Consider the following 17,784-nt stretch of genomic DNA (forward strand, 5'->3'; position numbering starts at 1 on the left):
TCTGGTTTTAAAATATCCCCGCCGGAGGCAGGAAAACCAATGACCTATCCAACCCAACCCACGGCCAGCCACTTTATCGGCGGTGCCTATGTCGAAGATACAGCCGGCACGCCGATTGATGTTGTTTATCCCGCGACGGGCGAGGTGATCGCGACAGTCCACGCCGCCACGCCAGCAATCATCGACAAGGCTGTGACCAGCGCCCGGACCGCGCAAACAGCATGGGCAGCCATGACCGGAACAGAGCGGGGCCGCATCTTGCGACGGGCCGCCGACATGATGCGCGCGCGCAATCACGCGCTGTCGGTTCTCGAAACCTATGACACCGGCAAGCCTTACCAGGAAACCAGCGTGGTGGATGCCACCAGCGGGGCGGACGCGCTGGAATATTTCGGCGGGATGGCCGCCACGCTCACAGGAGAGCACATCCAGCTCGGTGAAGACTGGGTCTACACGCGGCGCGAACCGCTCGGGCTCTGCGTGGGAATCGGTGCCTGGAACTATCCCACGCAGATTGCTTGCTGGAAGGGGGCACCGGCCTTGGCCTGCGGCAATGCCACCATCTTCAAACCCTCTGAAACGACACCGCTTTGTGCCCTGAAAGTGGCTGAAATCCTGCATGAGGCGGGTTTGCCCGCGGGTCTGTACAATGTCGTTCAGGGCATGGGCGAGGTTGGGGGCGCGCTGGTCAGTGATCCGCGTGTCGACAAGGTGTCGCTCACCGGCTCGGTTCCCACGGGGCGCAAGGTATATGCTGCCGCCGCCGACGGTATCAAACACGTGACCATGGAACTGGGCGGCAAGTCGCCGCTGATCGTCTTTGAGGATGCGGACATCGAGAACGCCGTGAGCGGTGCTATTCTGGGGAACTTCTACTCGTCGGGTCAGGTGTGCTCGAACGGCACCCGCGTTTTTGTGCATCGGGACATCAAGGACGCCTTCCTGCAACGTCTCAGCGAGCGGCTTGCAAATGCACGTATCGGCGACCCGATGGACCCCGACACAAGCTTCGGTCCGATGGTCTCCGAGCGCCAGAAGGATATCGTGCTGGGCTACATCGCGACAGGAAAGTCGGAAGGCGCGCGTCTGGTGACGGGCGGGGCGCAGATGGAACGGGATGGATATTACATCCAGCCGACGGTGTTTGCGGATGTGACCGACGAGATGACCATTGCGCGCGAAGAGATTTTCGGACCGGTGATGGCGGTGCTGGATTTCGACGATGAAGCCGATGTCCTGCGGCGCGCCAACGATACAGAATTTGGACTGGCGGCGGGTGTCTTTACGCGTGATCTGGCGCGCGCGCATCGTATCGCCGCAGGGTTCGAAGCGGGCACGTGCTACATCAACACCTATAACGATGCGCCGGTTGAGGCGCCCTTCGGGGGATCAAAAGCCTCGGGTATCGGGCGGGAAAACTCGAAGGCGGCCATCGAGCATTATAGCCAGCTGAAATCTGTCTATGTGCGCATGGGCGATCTGGAAGCGCCTTTCTGAATGAATGTGATCCAAAGGAGCGCGTTCGCGCACGCCATTTTTCATGCGCGTGCCGCGCGGCGCTTTGAGGCTGAGTGAGACGAGATAATGCAAGCGGAATTTGTAATTGTAGGGGCGGGCAGCGCGGGCTGCGCAATGGCTTACCGGCTCAGCGAGGCCGGAGCATCGGTGATTGTCATCGAACATGGCGGCTCGGACGTGGGGCCCTTTATCCAGATGCCGGCCGCGCTGTCATATCCGATGAACATGAAGCGCTATGACTGGGGGTTCACGTCCGAGCCCGAGCCGCATCTGAACAACCGGCGTCTTGCCTGTCCGAGAGGCAAGGTGATCGGTGGCTCCTCCAGTATCAACGGCATGGTCTACGTGCGCGGGCATGCCCGGGATTTCGACCATTGGGCGAAAGAGGGCGCGCTCGGGTGGTCCTACGCGGATGTCCTGCCCTATTACAAACGGATGGAGACCTGGCACGACGGTGGGCATGGAGGTGACACCACGTGGCGGGGTTCGGATGGTCCCTTGCATGTCAGCCGCGGCCCGCGAAAAAACCCGCTTTTCAAGGCCTTTGTCGATGCCGGGCAGCAGGCCGGTTACGAAGCAACCGGGGATTACAACGGTCAGAAGCAGGAGGGCTTCGGCCCCATGGAGCAAACGGTGTGGCAGGGGCGACGCTGGTCGGCGGCAAACGCCTATCTGCGCCCCGCGCTGAAACGGCCGAACTGCTCCCTTGTCAACGGGCTGGCGCAGCGGGTCGTGATCGAAGACGGCAAGGCGACGGGGGTTGAAATCCTCCAGGGCGGGCGTCGCGAGATCATTCACGCAACGCGCGAGGTGGTGCTTGCTGCGTCCTCCATCAATTCGCCCAAGCTGCTGATGCTGTCGGGTATCGGCCCGGGCGCACATCTGGCAGAGCATGGTATCGATGTGGTCGCCGATCGGGCGGGCGTCGGGCGCAACCTCCAGGACCACCTGGAGCTATACATGCAGATGGCGGCAAGCCAGCCCATCACGCTCTATAAGCACTGGAACCTCTTTTCCAAGGGTCTGATCGGCGCGCAATGGCTCTTTACAAAGACCGGCATGGGGGCGTCCAACCAGTTTGAAAGCGCCGCATTCATCCGGTCGCAAGCGGGCGTCGAGTATCCGGATATCCAGTATCATTTCCTGCCAATCGCGGTGCGCTATGACGGCAAGATTGCAGCGGATGGGCACGGATTCCAAGCGCATGTCGGCCCGATGCGCTCGCCATCCCGCGGGACGGTGACGCTGGCGTCGTCGGATCCTGCTGACCCGCCCCGGATTTTCTTCAACTACATGTCCACGCCCGAGGATTGGGTGGATTTCAGGCGCTGCATCCGGCTGACCCGCGAGATCTTCGCCCAGGATGCGTTCAAACCTTTTGTCAAACATGAGATCCAGCCGGGTGCAGCGGTGCAATCGGACGCCGAACTGGATGCCTTCATCGCCGAACACGCGGAAAGCGCCTATCACCCCTGCGGGACCTGCCGGATGGGGCGCGCGGATGACCCTGACGCCGTGGTGGACCCAGAAGCCCGCGTGATCGGGGTCGAGGGCCTGCGCGTGGCCGATAGCAGTATCTTCCCGCGCATCACCAACGGGAACCTGAATGCACCGTCAATCATGGTCGGGGAGAAGGTTTCGGATCATCTTCTGGGCAAACCTGCCTTGCCGCGCTCCAATGAAAGACCGTGGATACATCCCGACTGGAAAACCTCCCAACGGTAACCATCGGGTAACCAAGGTTAACAAATGCCATTGTTCCGCCACCGGCCGTGCGTCATATCGGCCGCATGCGTATGATATACCTCTTGTTGTTGGTTGTGCTTTGCTGGGGGCCGTCCTTGTCTGAGGCAGGGGAAACCCTGTCCGGACCGCTGCGCGTGATTGATGGCGACACGGTGGATGTGGGAGGTACCCGCATCAGGTTGTTCGGCATCGACGCGCCCGAAGCTGACCAGCAATGTACCACGGCCCAGGGCACCCGGTGGCGGTGCGGCGCCTGGGTCACGTCGGAAGTGGAGCGGGTGTTCGGCGGTCGCACCGCGACTTGCGAGCCTCTGGCGGTTGATCGCTACGGACGCACGGTTGCCCGCTGCCACATACAGGGGCAGGACATCGCCGATGTTCTGGTCAGCGCGGGCCTGGCCTTTGCCTATCAGCGCTATTCGCAGGACTATGTTCTGGCGGAGAAAGGTGCCGCGGTGCAGGCCCTCGGGTTGCGCGCCAGCCGCGTGCAGGCGCCGTCGCACTTTCGCGAGACACGCGCCGCCCGGCGGGAGCCATCGGAAACCGGCTGCGATATCAAGGGCAACGTCGCCAGCAGTGGCGCGCTGATTTATCACAGTCCCGGCCAGCATTTTTATGCGCGCACGCATATTCACGTCGGCAAGGGTGAGCGCTGGTTCTGTTCGGCCGAGGCCGCGTCAAAAGCCGGGTGGCGTCGTTCAAAAAGGTAAGTGCAGGGGGGGTCGCCTAATCCACCTGATAGGGCAGCAAACCCCTGACGTTCGGATCGACACGCAGTTTGCGCTCCAGCGGTGGCACCGCTCGTTGGTGACACTGGGCGCGTTCGCAGATACGGCACGAGATACCGATGGGCTCAAACGCGCCGTCGCGACCCAGATCCATGCCGTCGGCGTAAATCAGATCGCGCGCGTGGCGGACCTCGCATCCAAGTGCGATGGCGTACCGCCTGACCGGTGCGCCAAACCTGCCCGCCGGTTTCGAGACGTCGCGGGCCAGATTGATGTAGCGTACACCATCGGGCGTTTCCGCCAGCTGGCGTAGAAACCTGCCCGGTTGCTCAAAGGCGCGGTGCACGTTCCACAGCGGACAGGCGCCGCCGAACCGTGCAAACTGCAGCCGCGTCGCGGAGTGGCGTTTGGTGATTGTTCCGGCCTGATCAACGCGGACGAAGAAGAAGGGAATACCCTTTGCGCCGGGCCGTTGCAGTGTGGACAAGCGATGCGCAACCTGCTCGATTGAGGCGCCGAAATGCCCGGCCAGCGCTTCGACATCGTGCCTGCAATCGCGCGCTTCCTGCTGAAAAACCGTGTAGGGCATCAAGGCGGCCCCCGCGAAATAGTTGGCCAAACCGATCTTTGCGATGGCCCGCGCTTCGGTGGACTGGAACCGGGCGAGATCGAGTGTCGCCTCCAGCAGGGCATCCTGTTTGACGAGCGCGACCTGAAGCAGCAGCTGGAAGGTCTGGCTTTCGGGCGGCGCGCGTCTGGACAGCGTCAACGCGCCGGTGTCTTCATCAAAACTGCGCAATCTGTCCGTATCCGTGAAGCTTACGGAGACGCCGCTGTTACCCAGGGCGGATACGGCCGCGACACGGATGTTGCGGGGCGCACCCTCCTTGCCCGCGAAATGCTCGGCGGCGCGGTCCACGGCATCAATATAGTTGTCGCAGTAGTGGAAGAAATCGCGCACTTCCTCCCATGGGCTGGGAGTGGCGCGTGCGTCCTCACGCCCGAGTGCTTCGTCAAGGGAGGCAAGGCGTTCCTGCATCTGGCGGTAGCTGCGATGCAGTTCCAGAAAGGCATGCGCGAATGCCGGGGCATTTGATGCCGCCAGCCTGAGATCGGCGACGGGGGGCAGAACGTCGGCAAAAAGCGGGTCGGCAATGGCTTCGCGCATGTCGCTGACCAGCCGCTCGCTGTCCCCCGCGCTCAGCTCTGTCACATCAAGGCCGAACTCCTGTGCCAGCGAAAGGACAACAGTGGTGGAGACGGGCCGATTGTTGTTCTCCATCTGGTTCAGATAGGGCAGGGACACGCCCAGTTTGGCGGCAAAATCCTTTTGCGTGTGACCCAGCCGTGTACGCACTTCGCGCAGTTTGGTGCCCGCGTAGAGTTTTTGTGTGGCCATGGTCCGCTGCCCTTCCCCGGTGGCTTTGCAACTTTGCAGATTCGCGACACCTACATTTGCAAATATCTTTGGGCAAGGTGAAGTCTCTTGGTTAATGCATTCCTAACCGGCCGCCGGTTTTCTTACGATTGCAGCGCAAGGCGACGTTCGCGACGATACACCATCAGGATCGACACCACTGCGGACAGCGACGTGGCCAGCATGATGTACAGCAGGGGGAAGGCACCGGTATCAGGCCCCAGCAAGGCGCCGGCCAGGACACTGAGGGCAGCGCCGCCGCCAATCATGATGGCGCCACCCAGCCCGGATGCGGTGCCAGCCAGATGCGGGCGCACGGACAGCATGCCGGCTGTGGCGTTGGGGATGACCAGACCGTTCCCCAGACCGACAAATGTCATCAGGCCGAAAAAGCTGAGCGGGCTGCCCACGCCCAGCAGAAAGATGATCAGCGACAGCGCAACGCCGGTCGCGTTGATCAGGCAACCGATAAGCACCAGCTTGTTGATGCCGACTTTTTGGGCCAGCAGCCCGGTGAACATATTGCCGAAGAAGTAGCCGACCGCTGGCGCGCCAAAGAAAATACCGACCCAGAAGGGCGACATCCCAAAGACAACGGAGCCCACGAACGGCCCACCCCCCAGGTAGGCGAAGAAGGCGCCGGAACAGAAGCTGGCGGCCAGCGAGTAGCCCCAGAAGCGCGGCGAGACCAGCAGTTCGGGATACTCTGCAAACTGTTGGGTCAGGCTCTTGTCGCTCTTTACGGCGGTCTCCCCCATGTCTGCCCATGTCAGCCACAAGACCAGCGCTCCCAGCACCAGTAACGCCCAGAAATTTGCTCTCCAGCCGAATAACTCGTCAAGGATACCTCCGAACATCGGGCTGATCATGGGCACGATGGCCATGCCCATTGTGACATATCCGATCATCGAGGCGGCCTGATCCTGATCAAACATATCCCTGACCGCCGCGCGGCTCAGCACCATGGCCACGGCCACCATTGCCTGACACATGCGGAAGACCAGGAAGATTTCGGCGGTGGGTGCGAAGATGCAGCCGATGGTTGCGATCAGGTAGATGCCGATGCCCCACAGGATGACGGGTCTGCGTCCGAACCTGTCTGACACCGGGCCGATGAAAATCTGCAAGACCGCGCTGATCCCAAGATACAGCCCCACCGACAACTGCATCAGCCCGTAATCGGTCTGGTAGTACGCCGTCATATTGGGCAAGCTCGGCAGGAACATGTTCATGACCATTGCGGACATGCCTGCAAGAAGGATGAGCGTTGCAATATGTGGTGGGGTGGTTCGGTCCAGAAACCGAATGACGGGCGCGGTGTTCATCTGCCTTAGTTAGGGTAGGTTGGTTTTGTTGTCCACGCATACCAGCTATGCGTTCAGGCTGAGTTTGCAATTATTCAATTTGCAACGCGATGTGTGCAAAGGATTTGCAAATATTCCAAAAAGCCCTTCGATCCGCAAGCTTCGTTGGGTATGCTGCACCTTAACCAAGAAGCGAGGGCGCCATGAAAGATATTTTACATCAGCTCGAAGAACGCCGCGAGACGGCCCGCATGGGGGGTGGTCAACGGCGAATTGACGCGCAACACAGTCGCGGCAAGCTGACAGCGCGCGAAAGGCTGGACCTGTTGCTTGACGAGGGCAGCTTTGAAGAATTCGATATGTTCGTGACCCATCGCTGCACCGACTTTGGGATGGAAAAACAAAAACCTGCGGGCGATGGCGTTGTGACCGGCTGGGGCACGATTAACGGACGTCTGGTCTATGTGTTCAGTCAGGATTTCACGGTGTTTGGCGGGTCGCTGTCGGAATCCCATGCGCAGAAAATCTGCAAGATCATGGATATGGCGGTGCAGAATGGCGCACCTGTGATCGGGATCAATGATTCCGGCGGCGCGCGCATTCAGGAAGGTGTCGCCAGTCTTGCGGGCTACGCGGAGGTGTTTCAGCGCAATATCATGGCCTCCGGCGTTATCCCGCAGATCAGCGTCATCATGGGGCCATGTGCCGGTGGCGCGGTGTACTCCCCGGCGATGACCGATTTCATTTTCATGGTCAAGGACAGTTCCTACATGTTTGTCACGGGGCCGGACGTGGTCAAAACGGTCACGAATGAACAGGTCACGGCAGAAGAACTTGGCGGTGCGGGCACGCATACCAAGAAATCCTCCGTGGCCGATGCGGCATTTGAAAATGATGTCGAGGCGCTCGCCGAAGTGCGCCGGCTCGTCGACTTCCTGCCTTCCAGTAACCGCGAGAAACCTCCCGTGCGCCCGTTCTTTGATGATCCTGACAGGGCGGAGGCATCGCTGGATACGCTGATTCCGGAAAATCCCAACACCCCTTACGACATGAAGGAATTGATCCTGAAGCTGGGTGACGAGGGTGATTTTTATGAGATACAGGAGGATTTCGCGCGCAACATCATTACCGGATTTATCCGGCTCGAAGGGCGTACGATCGGGGTGGTGGCAAACCAGCCCATGGTTCTCGCCGGATGTCTGGACATCGACAGCTCGCGCAAAGCCGCGCGCTTCGTGCGGTTTTGCGACGCCTTCGAGATTCCGCTTTTGACACTTGTTGACGTGCCGGGTTTTCTGCCCGGGACCAGTCAGGAGTACGGCGGCGTGATCAAACACGGCGCGAAACTGCTGTTCGCCTACGGGCAGGCCACCGTGCCCATGGTAACTGTCATCACCCGCAAGGCTTATGGCGGTGCCTACGACGTGATGGCCTCGAAACACCTGAAATCAGACTTCAATTATGCTTGGCCCACTGCCGAAATCGCAGTGATGGGGGCAAAGGGCGCGACAGAGATTATTCACCGCGCCGATCTGGGCGATCCGGAGAAGCTTGCCAAACATACGGCGGATTACGAGGAGCGCTTTGCCAACCCCTTCGTCGCGGCCGAGCGGGGCTTCGTGGACGAGGTGATCATGCCGCGGACAACGCGTAAGCGGATCGCCCGCGCTTTTGCCTCCCTGCGCAACAAGCAGGGGCAGATGCCGTGGAAGAAGCACGACAATATCCCGCTCTGAAGGATGCCTGCTTATGCCCGTGTTTCATAACGTCGATACCGCGCCGACACATGTGGCGCCGTTTTCGCATGCGGTCGAGGCCGGTGGCTGGGTCATGCTGACGGGTCAGATGCCGACCGTACCGGGGGCGCCGGATGCGCCGCTGGCTGACGGAATCGCGGCACAGACCCGGCAGGTCATGCAGAATCTGCAAACCGTTCTGGCCGGGCTGGATCTGGACCTCGGCGATGTTGTGCAGTGCCGCTGTTACCTGACGGCGTTCGAGCAGGACTACGATGCTTTCAACATGACCTACAAAAGCTTCTTTCCACCCGACCGCCTGCCTGCGCGCACGACGGTCGGGGTGACGGCGTTAGCGGTGGGCGCGCGGGTCGAGATCGATTGCCTTGCCAAGCGAAGAGACGCGTCATGACCCGGGTTCGGCAAAATCATGCGTTCACAGTTCCGTATGCTGAGACGGGCGCGGTCAACGGCGTGCGGCTGCGGCCTGTCTTTGTAGATCGCGACCTCAGCACTCAGGTGGCACCGTGAGCTTCGTGGCAGCATTTGCCTTTACGGCCAGTTTCGCGGTGCACCCGGTGATCGAGGTGCCATCGGGCCAGCCACTCGAGCTATACGAGGTGCTGGTTGACGAGGTTGGTGCCGAGGCCTGGGTGCGGTTCAGGTTTCTGGCCCCTGATATTTCGAGGCTCGGCGGCACCGTTTCCTTTGCCGATGCCGAGGGGGATTTGGCGTATCTATGCGCGCAGGTTGCTCTGCCGTACCTGTCGGAATTCGCGCTCTCCGCGGATGTCGTTGCGGTGACGTTGCTGGACCGACCGGTTGAATTTGGTCAGTCCGACCCCGATGCGACACAGTTCATCGATGTCTTTCGGGTCACTTCCGGATCTTGCATTTGGGAGGGATTATGATTGTAGCACAACATGTTGCGCAGCATAGTGAATGCAAGCGGAAGTTTGCGGCTTTCTGGGCACAGGGTGGCGGATTGGCGCTGTTAACATTTCCCTTGCAGCGCAATCATCGTATGGTGACGGAGAGGGTGCCGAAGGGCATCTTCGACAAAGAACCGGTCAATTGCAGGGATTTTCCGCAATTGCCCAGCACTGAAAGTGACAGGAGAAACCGATGTCCAAGAGCATCAAACTGTTGGCAACACTGGGCTTTGTTGCCCTCGTGGCTGCTTGCGCGAACGAGCAGGAAGAATTCGTTGTGGTCGACCCTGAGCCGATCTCGACAGAGCCGACCTATTCCGGCAAATATAAGTAGGATGACGACGGGGCAGGCCCTGCGGCCTGTCCCGACCACAAACGTCCCATCGCGGCGGGGGACGATATGCTGAAACACCGCGGGTTCCCGGGTCGATTGGCCGGCACAGATTACCAGTTCACACTTCGCAGGTTTAATCCGCGCGGCGTCACGCCGTTGACCGAGCGCGCGCGCTTCAAGGACCGCAAGCCCGCCGACCGGCGGGCGGACGCTGCATTCTTTAAGGCGTTGTGGGAGCATTTCGGCACCGAACCCTTCGAACGCGGCAACCTCGATGCAGGCCGCTTGTCGTGGCTGTTCGGCCGCGAAGTGATTCCCGCCGAAGATTCCTTCGATCCTGCCGACTACGCGGCCCTGCTGGTAATCGACGAGCGGGTGGCACGGCAGTCATTTCCCGAAGCATTCGAGGGGTGATCGGCGTGTTCTTGCCTGAAACCGGACACCACAGGCGGGGCATGGCTCATGAGAGCCTGTCATGCCGAAAAAGGGTAGATAATTCAACTCACACGGGTATTGTGGTGTTTGCAGCCGCGCGCGAATATCCCCGCACCGTGTCTGTGTACACTATTCGTACCCCTTCCCCTGGCGGGCAGTGCGACGCGCATGCGTTCTCACTGCCCGCCTTTTTGATGGGGTACTGCACAGCGACGGAACCTGAAAGTCCACGGGGCGTTAATCCCGTGGTAGTGGTCAAAAACAAAGGATGTTCAAAATGCCTATCAAAGGTTTCATACTTGCCCTTACTGCCTGCGCAGGTCTCGCAGCCTGTGGCGACACGCTTGGTGAACAGGCGGTTGGCGGCGCGGCCATCGGTGCCGGCACGGCCGTTGTCACCGGACACAGCGCATTGCAAGGGGCAGCCGTCGGGGCTGCAGGCAACGTCGCGTACTGCCAGCTTTACCCAAGCAAGTGTAACTAAAGCCACTCGCTACAGAGTTTTCGCTAACAGACCCGGCGCGCGTGCAGCCCACGCGCGGCGTTTTTTATGTCTGATACATCCTCTCAATCGCACTGCCAAAAGGACATCCCATGTTCAATAAGATCCTGATCGCCAATCGCGGCGAGATCGCTTGCCGCGTCATCAAAACAGCCCGAAAGATGGGGATCGAAACGGTCGCGATCTATTCCGATGCGGACAAGCAGGCGCTGCACGTGCAGATGGCCGATGAAGCTGTGCGCATCGGACCACCACCCGCAAACCAGTCCTATATCGTGATTGACAAGGTGATGGAGGCCATCCGCGCGTCTGGCGCGCAGGCTGTGCATCCAGGGTACGGGTTCCTGTCCGAAAATGCCAAGTTTGCCGAGGCCCTGACCGATGCCGGCGTCGCATTTGTTGGGCCACCCAAGGGCGCGATCGAAAAGATGGGGGACAAGATCACCTCCAAGAAGATCGCGCAGGAGGCTGGCGTCAGCACCGTGCCGGGGTACATGGGGCTGATCGAAGACGCCGACGAAGCGGTGAAAATTTCCACGGAAATAGGGTACCCGGTGATGCTCAAGGCCTCTGCAGGGGGCGGTGGCAAGGGGATGCGTATCGCCTGGAATGACGCGGAGGCCCGCGAGGGCTTCCAATCCTCCAAGAACGAAGCTGCCAGTTCTTTTGGCGACGACCGGATTTTTATCGAAAAATTTGTGACGCAGCCGCGGCACATCGAAATCCAGGTGTTGTGCGATGCCCATGGCAACGGGATTTATCTGGGCGAGCGGGAATGCTCGATCCAGCGGCGCAACCAGAAAGTTGTCGAGGAAGCGCCCAGCCCGTTCCTGGACGAAGCAACCCGTAAGGCGATGGGGGAGCAGGCCGTCGCCCTTGCACAGGCGGTAGGCTACACCTCCGCCGGCACTGTCGAGTTCATCGTCGACGGGAGTAAGAATTTTTACTTCCTCGAGATGAACACACGCCTTCAGGTGGAACACCCTGTCACGGAGCTGATCACCGGAGTCGACCTCGTGGAACAGATGATCCGTATTGCAGATGGTGAAAAACTCTCGATCACGCAGGACGACGTGAAACTGACGGGATGGGCGATTGAGAACAGGCTTTATGCGGAGGACCCCTATCGCGGGTTTCTGCCCTCCATCGGGCGTCTGACCCGTTACCGGCCGCCTGCGGAAGTGACCGAGGACACGCATGTGGTGCGCAATGACACGGGCGTTTACGAGGGCGGCGAGATCAGCATGTATTACGACCCGATGATTGCCAAGCTGTGCACCTGGGCGCCGACTCGGGGCGAAGCGATTGAACGCATGCGTGTGGCGCTCGACAGTTTCGAGGTCGAAGGGATCGGGCACAACCTGCCATTTCTTTCAGCGGTGATGGATCACCCGAAATTCGTGTCCGGCGATATGACCACGGCCTTTATCGCGGAGGAATATCCCGACGGGTTCGAGGGGGTTCAACTCGATAATGCGGAGTTGCACCGTATTGCCGCTGCCTGTGCCGCGATGCACAGGGTAGCCGAGATACGACGCGCCCGGGTGTCGGGACGCATGGACAATCACGAGCGCAAGGTCGGCACGGACTGGAACGTGTCGATGCAGGGACAATCCTATGACGTGAGCATCGCGGCGGATCAGGAGGGCTCTACCGTCACGTTCGAGGGCGGCACGGCTTTGCGTGTGAGTGGCAATTGGACGCCGGGCGATCAATTGGCGCTGATGACCGTGGGCGATGCGCCTCTTGTCCTGAAAGTGGGCAAAATCAGCGGCGGTTTTCGCATCCGGGCCCGGGGCGCGGATATGAAAGTGCATGTGCGCACGCCCCGTCAGGCAGAGCTTGCGCGGAAAATGCCGGAAAAACTGCCGCCCGATACCTCCAAGATGCTGCTGTGCCCGATGCCGGGGCTGATCGTGAAGCTGGACGTAGCCGTTGGGGACGAAGTGCAGGACGGGCAAGCGCTCTGCACCATTGAGGCGATGAAAATGGAAAACATCCTGCGTGCTGAACGAAAAGGCGTGGTGTCGAAGGTCAATGCAACCGCGGGCGACAGCCTCGCCGTGGATGACGTGATACTGGAGTTCGAATAACGCCCATGTCCCGCGCCGCTGAAACCTCGCAGTTGCCTTACCGCCCGATCGCGCGGTCTTTTTGCTCTCGGATTTCGCGTTGGCGCATGGGCATCTTGTCGATGCTGCGGGATATTTCACGCACGTCCCACGGGAAGGGTTTGCGCAGTTTCACGCCGCCATCTTTGCCGATCAGCACCAACATGAAGCCGCGCGGACGCAGCTTTTGCCGCAAATCGGATTTCGCATCCGGGTCGGTGTCGGTGATGACAACCACGTCGCGGGCATCCAACTCTTCCTCCCGCTCGTGCAACAGCCGCATCTGTTCGATGTATGCAGGGTTGTTTTCGCTGTCCGCGAAGACCACAACGGGGCGTTTTTTCCAAATAAATTGCTTTAAATCGGCGTCTTCCATGGTCACGAACAGCATTTCGGGCAACTCCGCTTCGGCTGTTTGCGCGGCTGGTGCATTGGCAAAAAAACACGCCAGAACAAGGGGTAATATTCGTTTCATCGCGTCTCCTGTTAGGACCAATATAAGGCGGTGTGCAGGATATGCGATGGGCAATACGCGCATATTTACCATTAAAATTGCGGCAAGGGGTTGGGTGCTATGATGACGCTCTCCCCATCTTACAGGCCGGTCGGGGCGGTCGCTGCTCATCGGGTCAGACGCGTCATGGACGTTATTCTTCATATTGGTGCTCATCGCACCGGGACAACGAGTTTCCAGGATTACATGCATCGCCACGCGGAACCGCTGGCGGAGGCGCAAATTGGGTACTGGGGCCCCGGCCGGACGCGGCGCGGTCTGTTCTCCGGCATCGTGCCACGGCCGGAAGTCTGTACGGGTCGGGATCTGCGCCGGCGCGCAGAGGGGCGCGTACAGCTCCAGCTGACGGCGGCGCGCGCGCGTGGGCTGAAAACCCTTGTCGTCAGTGACGCGAACATGATCGGAACGGTGCGGGAAAACCTGCGGACGGGCCGTCTTTATCCCGGCATTGGCGAGCGGATGGCCCGCTTTGCCCGCGCCTTCGAAGGGCAGGTATCGACGATCATGATCAGCCCGCGCAGCCTGGAGCTCTACTGGAGCTCGGCGCTGTCCTATGGCGTTGCCCGCGGATACGCGGTGCCGGATCGCGACAAGCTCAGGACCATCGCGCAATCGCGCCGGGGGTGGCGTGACGTGATCACGGATCTCGGCTGTGCGGTCCCCGGCGTCCACATCAGGGTCATGCCGTTCGAGACGTTCTGTGGTCGCCCGGAGGTGCTTTTGGCGCGCGGGGCTGGCGTGGATGCGCCGATGGACACGGACCGGCACTGGCTCAACCGCGCGCCGAAATTGCCCGAACTGCGCCGCGTTCTTGCGGACCGGGGGGATGCGAGCAACGTCCTGCCGTTTGGCATGGACCGTTGGAAACCCTTCACGACAGAAGACCATGCGGCCCTGCGCGAAGTCTATGCAGACGACATGATGTGGCTGACCGCCGGTGCGGATGGCATCGCCACGCTGACAGAGGATCAAGACCGGAGAAGAGCAGGGAAAACCCTGCCACCCGGTGCCCAGATAAAAGGACACGGAGATGAGTTCGAAGACAGACAAGTGGCGCGACCTGGCTAAGGCGGAACTGCGCGGCAAGACACTGGATGATCTGACGTGGCAGACCCTCGAAGGCATCGAGGTTCAGCCGGTATACACCGCAGAAGACATCGCGGGCCTGGATCATCTGGGTTCGGTCCCGGGGGAAGCGCCTTACACGCGCGGGGTGAAGGCGACCATGTACGCCGGCCGCCCGTGGACCATTCGCCAATATGCCGGATTTTCCACTGCCGAGGAAAGCAATGCCTTCTACCGACGGGCGCTTGCCGCCGGACAGCAGGGTGTTTCGGTGGCTTTCGATCTGGCGACACACCGGGGATATGACAGCGATCACCCGCGGGTTGAGGGCGACGTCGGCAAGGCTGGTGTTGCGATTGACAGTATCGAGGATATGAAGATCCTATTTGACGGTATCCCGCTGGACAAGGTCTCCGTTTCCATGACGATGAATGGGGCGGTGATCCCGATCCTCGCCAGTTTCATCGTGGCCGGAGAAGAGCAGGGCCACGACAAATCCGTATTGTCCGGCACCATTCAGAACGACATTCTCAAGGAGTTCATGGTCCGCAATACCTATGTCTATCCGCCCGAGCCATCGATGCGCATCATCGCGGACATCATCGAATACACCTCCGATCATATGCCGAAATTCAACTCGATCTCGATTTCGGGCTACCACATGCAGGAGGCCGGCGCTAACCTCGTGCAGGAGCTCGCCTTCACCCTGGCGGACGGTCGGGAATATGTCCGTGCGGCGATCGCGCGCGGCATGGATGTGGACAAATTCGCCGGTCGTCTGTCGTTCTTCTTTGCGATTGGCATGAATTTTTTCATGGAGGCGGCCAAGCTGCGGGCGGCACGGCTTCTTTGGAGCCGGATCATGCAGGAGTTTGAGCCGAAAAACCCCAAATCCTCGATGCTGCGGACGCATTGCCAGACCTCCGGGGTCAGCCTTCAGGAACAGGACCCCTACAACAACGTCATTCGCACGGCATATGAAGCCATGAGCGCGGTTTTGGGAGGAACCCAGTCTCTTCATACAAACGCACTCGACGAGGCGATTGCGCTGCCTACGGAGAATTCCAGCCGGATTGCGCGCAACACCCAGTTGATCCTTCAGGAAGAAACAGGGGTGACCAATGTGGTCGACCCTCTGGCGGGCTCCTATTACGTCGAAAAGCTGACGGCCGATCTGGCGGATGCGGCATGGAAGCTGATTGAAGAAGTCGAGGAGATGGGCGGGATGACCAAGGCCGTCGGTTCCGGCATGCCCAAGCTGCGCATCGAAGAAGCGGCGGCAACCCGCCAGGCGGGCATCGACCGTGGCACCGAGGTGATTGTCGGTGTGAACAAATACCGCCGCGCACAGGAAGACCCGATCGACATTCTGGACATCGACAATGCCGCGGTACGGGAAAGCCAGATTGCCCGATTAGAGGATATCCGCGCCAGCCGGGATGGCACCGCTTGCGACGCGGCCCTGGCCGAGCTGACGCGCCGGGCCTCGGAAGGGGGGAATTTGCTGGAAGCAGCGGTAGAGGCCGCGCGTGCGCGCGCCACAGTGGGAGAGATCAGCATGGCCATGGAAAAAACCTTCGGGCGTCATCGCGCGGAAGTCAAAACGCTCGCGGGTGTTTACGGCGCGGCATACGAGGGCGACGAAGGTTTCGCGGCGATCCAGAAATCTGTCGAGGAGTTTGCCGAGGCCGAAGGGCGCCGCCCGCGCATGCTGGTTGTTAAAATGGGTCAGGATGGCCATGACCGGGGTGCGAAGGTGATTGCAACGGCGTTTGCGGACATCGGCTTCGACGTTGATGTCGGCCCCCTGTTCCAGACACCGGCGGAGGCGGCACAGGATGCGGTGGATAATGACGTGCATGTGATCGGTATCAGTTCTCAGGCGGCGGGTCACAAGACGCTGGCGCCGCAACTGGTGACCGCGCTCAAGGAAGCCGGAGCGGAGGACATTCTGGTGATTTGCGGCGGTGTCATCCCGCAACAGGACTACCAGTTTCTTTATGACGCGGGGGTAAAAGCGATCTTTGGACCGGGTACGAACATCCCCAATGCGGCTCAGGATATACTCAAACTGATACGTGAAACCCGGACCTGACGGTCAGGACAATCCGGCATGACGGGTGGTGTTCGCCGATCACTCTGGACAACCGGGCGGGGTGAGGCAGCGCCATGGCCTCGCGTGGCTGTCCTGAGCCGCGAAACAATGCGGATCAGAGCCTTGAAAACCCGCAGGGTCTTGATTTCATGTGATGAGAGGGCGCAGGAATCCCTTACCTTGTCTCGCGGGTCTGACCATCTTCGGTTTTTTGGCGGGAAGGATGCGAGAACACAAAAGGCGACGTCATGCAGTTTGACCATATAGCGATCGCGGGCGAAACGCTGGATGAGGCGCGCACTTATGTCGAGAAGTGCCTTGGTGTCAGTTTGCAACCCGGTGGCAGGCACGATGTGTTCTTCACCCACAATGCGTTGTTGGGGCTTGAGGAAGGGTTGTATCTGGAAGCCATCGCCATCGACCCGCATGCAGAGACACCGACCCGCCCTCGCTGGTTCGACCTGGATCGTTTCAGCGGCGCGCCCCGCCTGACGAACTGGATCTGCCGGACCGATGATATCGAGGCGGCCCTGATGACACTGCCAGACGGGATGGGGGCGCCTGTGTCCCTGCAACGGGGTGATCTGCGCTGGCGCATGGCCGTACCGGCAACGGGTATTCTGCCTTTCAGTAACTGTGCGCCCGCATTGATCCAGTGGGATACCAGCGTGCATCCGGCAACACGGCTTGCGCGCTCCGGCGTGCGGTTGCGGCGCCTGACCGTGCAACATCCCCATGCGGCCGACCTGACGGCCATGCTGGCCCCGCATCTGCATGACGACCGCATCCGGTATGAAACCGGGCCAGCTGCGGTGACGGCCGATTTTAGCACCCCGCATGGTTCAAGGGTTCTGAGGTGACGATCCGTCTGGCCACTGCGCAGGATGCCGCCGCCATCGCGTCGCTATGGAACGTGATGATCCGCGACACGACGTCGACGTTCACGTCGGTTGAAAAGGCCGAAACGCAGATTGCTGACCTGATAAGGGAGCGGCGGGGAGCGCTGCTGATCGCGGAGAGGGACAGCCGCTTTGCCGGGTTCGTAACATTTGGACCCTTTCGGTCCGGCCCCGGATATGCGGCCACCGCGGAACATACGATTCTCGTGACTCCCAAGGCGCACGGCAAGGGGGTTGGGCGCGCGTTGATGACCGCGGCCGAGGATGCCGCGCGCGCCCGTCAAATCCACGTGATGATCGCGGGGATCAGCCATACCAACGATGCGGCCCAGAGCTTTCACGAAAAACTGGGTTACGTCGAAGTGGGACGCCTGCCGCAGGTAGGGCGCAAGGCTGACCAGTGGCTGGATCTGGTCCTGATGCAGAAAATCCTCTGACGCGTCGCTTC

The 17,784-nt window shown here is 60.5% G+C and carries 17 protein-coding genes; 14 read left to right on the top strand and 3 right to left on the bottom strand.

From position 1 onward, the window contains the following. The first annotated feature begins 39 nt into the window (after positions 1–39). The 3 genes from betB (at position 40) to KX928_RS07120 (ending at position 3,974) form a co-directional block, all read left to right on the top strand. Entirely contained in the window at positions 40–1,497 is a 1,458-nt protein-coding gene (gene betB, locus KX928_RS07110; protein ID WP_219500500.1) for a betaine-aldehyde dehydrogenase, read from the top strand. 87 nt (positions 1,498–1,584) lie between these two features. Beyond that, positions 1,585–3,243: a choline dehydrogenase gene (gene betA, locus KX928_RS07115; RefSeq protein WP_219500504.1), complete on the top strand. Its 1,659-nt coding sequence runs from the start codon at positions 1,585–1,587 to the stop codon at positions 3,241–3,243. 116 nt (positions 3,244–3,359) lie between these two features. Beyond that, on the top strand, positions 3,360–3,974 hold the full coding sequence (locus KX928_RS07120; protein ID WP_257883621.1) for a thermonuclease family protein: 615 nt from the start codon (positions 3,360–3,362) through the stop codon (positions 3,972–3,974). A gap of 16 nt (positions 3,975–3,990) precedes the next feature. Here the strand turns inward: KX928_RS07120 and KX928_RS07125 are convergent, their stop codons facing one another. Both KX928_RS07125 and KX928_RS07130 read right to left on the bottom strand, forming a co-directional pair. Then, entirely contained in the window at positions 3,991–5,391 is a 1,401-nt protein-coding gene (locus KX928_RS07125; RefSeq protein WP_219500506.1) for a helix-turn-helix domain-containing protein, read from the bottom strand. A 122-nt stretch (positions 5,392–5,513) separates the two neighbouring features. Next, on the bottom strand, positions 5,514–6,734 hold the full coding sequence (locus KX928_RS07130; protein WP_219500508.1) for a multidrug effflux MFS transporter: 1,221 nt from the start codon (positions 6,732–6,734) through the stop codon (positions 5,514–5,516). A 182-nt stretch (positions 6,735–6,916) separates the two neighbouring features. Between KX928_RS07130 and KX928_RS07135 the strand changes: the two genes are divergently transcribed. From KX928_RS07135 to KX928_RS07165, 7 genes are all read left to right on the top strand, one after another. Continuing rightward, positions 6,917–8,449 (top strand): acyl-CoA carboxylase subunit beta, encoded by a 1,533-nt coding sequence (locus KX928_RS07135; RefSeq protein ID WP_219500510.1) that lies wholly within the window; start codon positions 6,917–6,919, stop codon positions 8,447–8,449. A gap of 13 nt (positions 8,450–8,462) precedes the next feature. Continuing rightward, positions 8,463–8,861, top strand: a complete 399-nt coding sequence (locus KX928_RS07140) for a RidA family protein (protein WP_219500512.1) — start codon at positions 8,463–8,465, stop codon at positions 8,859–8,861. A 115-nt stretch (positions 8,862–8,976) separates the two neighbouring features. After that, positions 8,977–9,360, top strand: coding sequence for a DUF6497 family protein (locus tag KX928_RS07145; protein ID WP_219500514.1), 384 nt, complete (start codon positions 8,977–8,979; stop codon positions 9,358–9,360). Positions 9,361–9,574: 214 nt separating this feature from the next. Then, positions 9,575–9,715, top strand: coding sequence for a hypothetical protein (locus tag KX928_RS07150; protein ID WP_219500515.1), 141 nt, complete (start codon positions 9,575–9,577; stop codon positions 9,713–9,715). Between the two features lie 66 nt (positions 9,716–9,781). Next, positions 9,782–10,129 carry a hypothetical protein gene (locus KX928_RS07155; RefSeq protein WP_219500517.1) on the top strand — a complete coding sequence of 116 codons (348 nt, stop codon included), beginning with the start codon at positions 9,782–9,784 and terminating at the stop codon, positions 10,127–10,129. A 298-nt stretch (positions 10,130–10,427) separates the two neighbouring features. Beyond that, on the top strand, positions 10,428–10,634 hold the full coding sequence (locus tag KX928_RS07160) for a hypothetical protein (protein WP_219500519.1): 207 nt from the start codon (positions 10,428–10,430) through the stop codon (positions 10,632–10,634). 110 nt (positions 10,635–10,744) lie between these two features. Next, a complete protein-coding gene (locus KX928_RS07165) occupies positions 10,745–12,745 on the top strand; it encodes an acetyl-CoA carboxylase biotin carboxylase subunit (protein WP_219500520.1) in 2,001 nt (666 codons plus the stop codon). A gap of 37 nt (positions 12,746–12,782) precedes the next feature. Here the strand turns inward: KX928_RS07165 and KX928_RS07170 are convergent, their stop codons facing one another. Further along, complete coding sequence (locus tag KX928_RS07170) at positions 12,783–13,433, bottom strand: DUF4174 domain-containing protein (protein WP_308342258.1); 651 nt, start codon at positions 13,431–13,433, stop codon at positions 12,783–12,785. Here KX928_RS07170 and KX928_RS07175 point away from each other — a divergent pair. From KX928_RS07175 to KX928_RS07190, 4 genes are all read left to right on the top strand, one after another. Next, the gene (locus tag KX928_RS07175; RefSeq protein ID WP_219500522.1) at positions 13,404–14,345 is read left to right on the top strand and encodes a hypothetical protein; all 942 of its coding nucleotides are present in this window, start codon (positions 13,404–13,406) and stop codon (positions 14,343–14,345) included. The two genes, KX928_RS07170 and KX928_RS07175, sit on opposite strands and share 30 nt — an antisense overlap. After that, positions 14,308–16,437 (top strand): methylmalonyl-CoA mutase, encoded by a 2,130-nt coding sequence (gene scpA, locus KX928_RS07180; protein ID WP_219500524.1) that lies wholly within the window; start codon positions 14,308–14,310, stop codon positions 16,435–16,437. The genes KX928_RS07175 and scpA overlap by 38 nt, the downstream gene beginning before the upstream one ends. A 248-nt stretch (positions 16,438–16,685) precedes the next feature. Beyond that, positions 16,686–17,297: a VOC family protein gene (locus KX928_RS07185; RefSeq protein ID WP_219500526.1), complete on the top strand. Its 612-nt coding sequence runs from the start codon at positions 16,686–16,688 to the stop codon at positions 17,295–17,297. Further along, positions 17,294–17,773, top strand: coding sequence for a GNAT family N-acetyltransferase (locus KX928_RS07190; RefSeq protein WP_219500528.1), 480 nt, complete (start codon positions 17,294–17,296; stop codon positions 17,771–17,773). Before KX928_RS07185 ends, KX928_RS07190 begins: the two co-directional genes overlap by 4 nt. The last annotated feature ends 11 nt before the right edge of the window (positions 17,774–17,784 follow it).

This window comes from Roseobacter insulae (assembly GCF_019375555.1).
GTDB classification, from domain to species: Bacteria; Pseudomonadota; Alphaproteobacteria; order Rhodobacterales; family Rhodobacteraceae; genus Roseobacter; species Roseobacter insulae.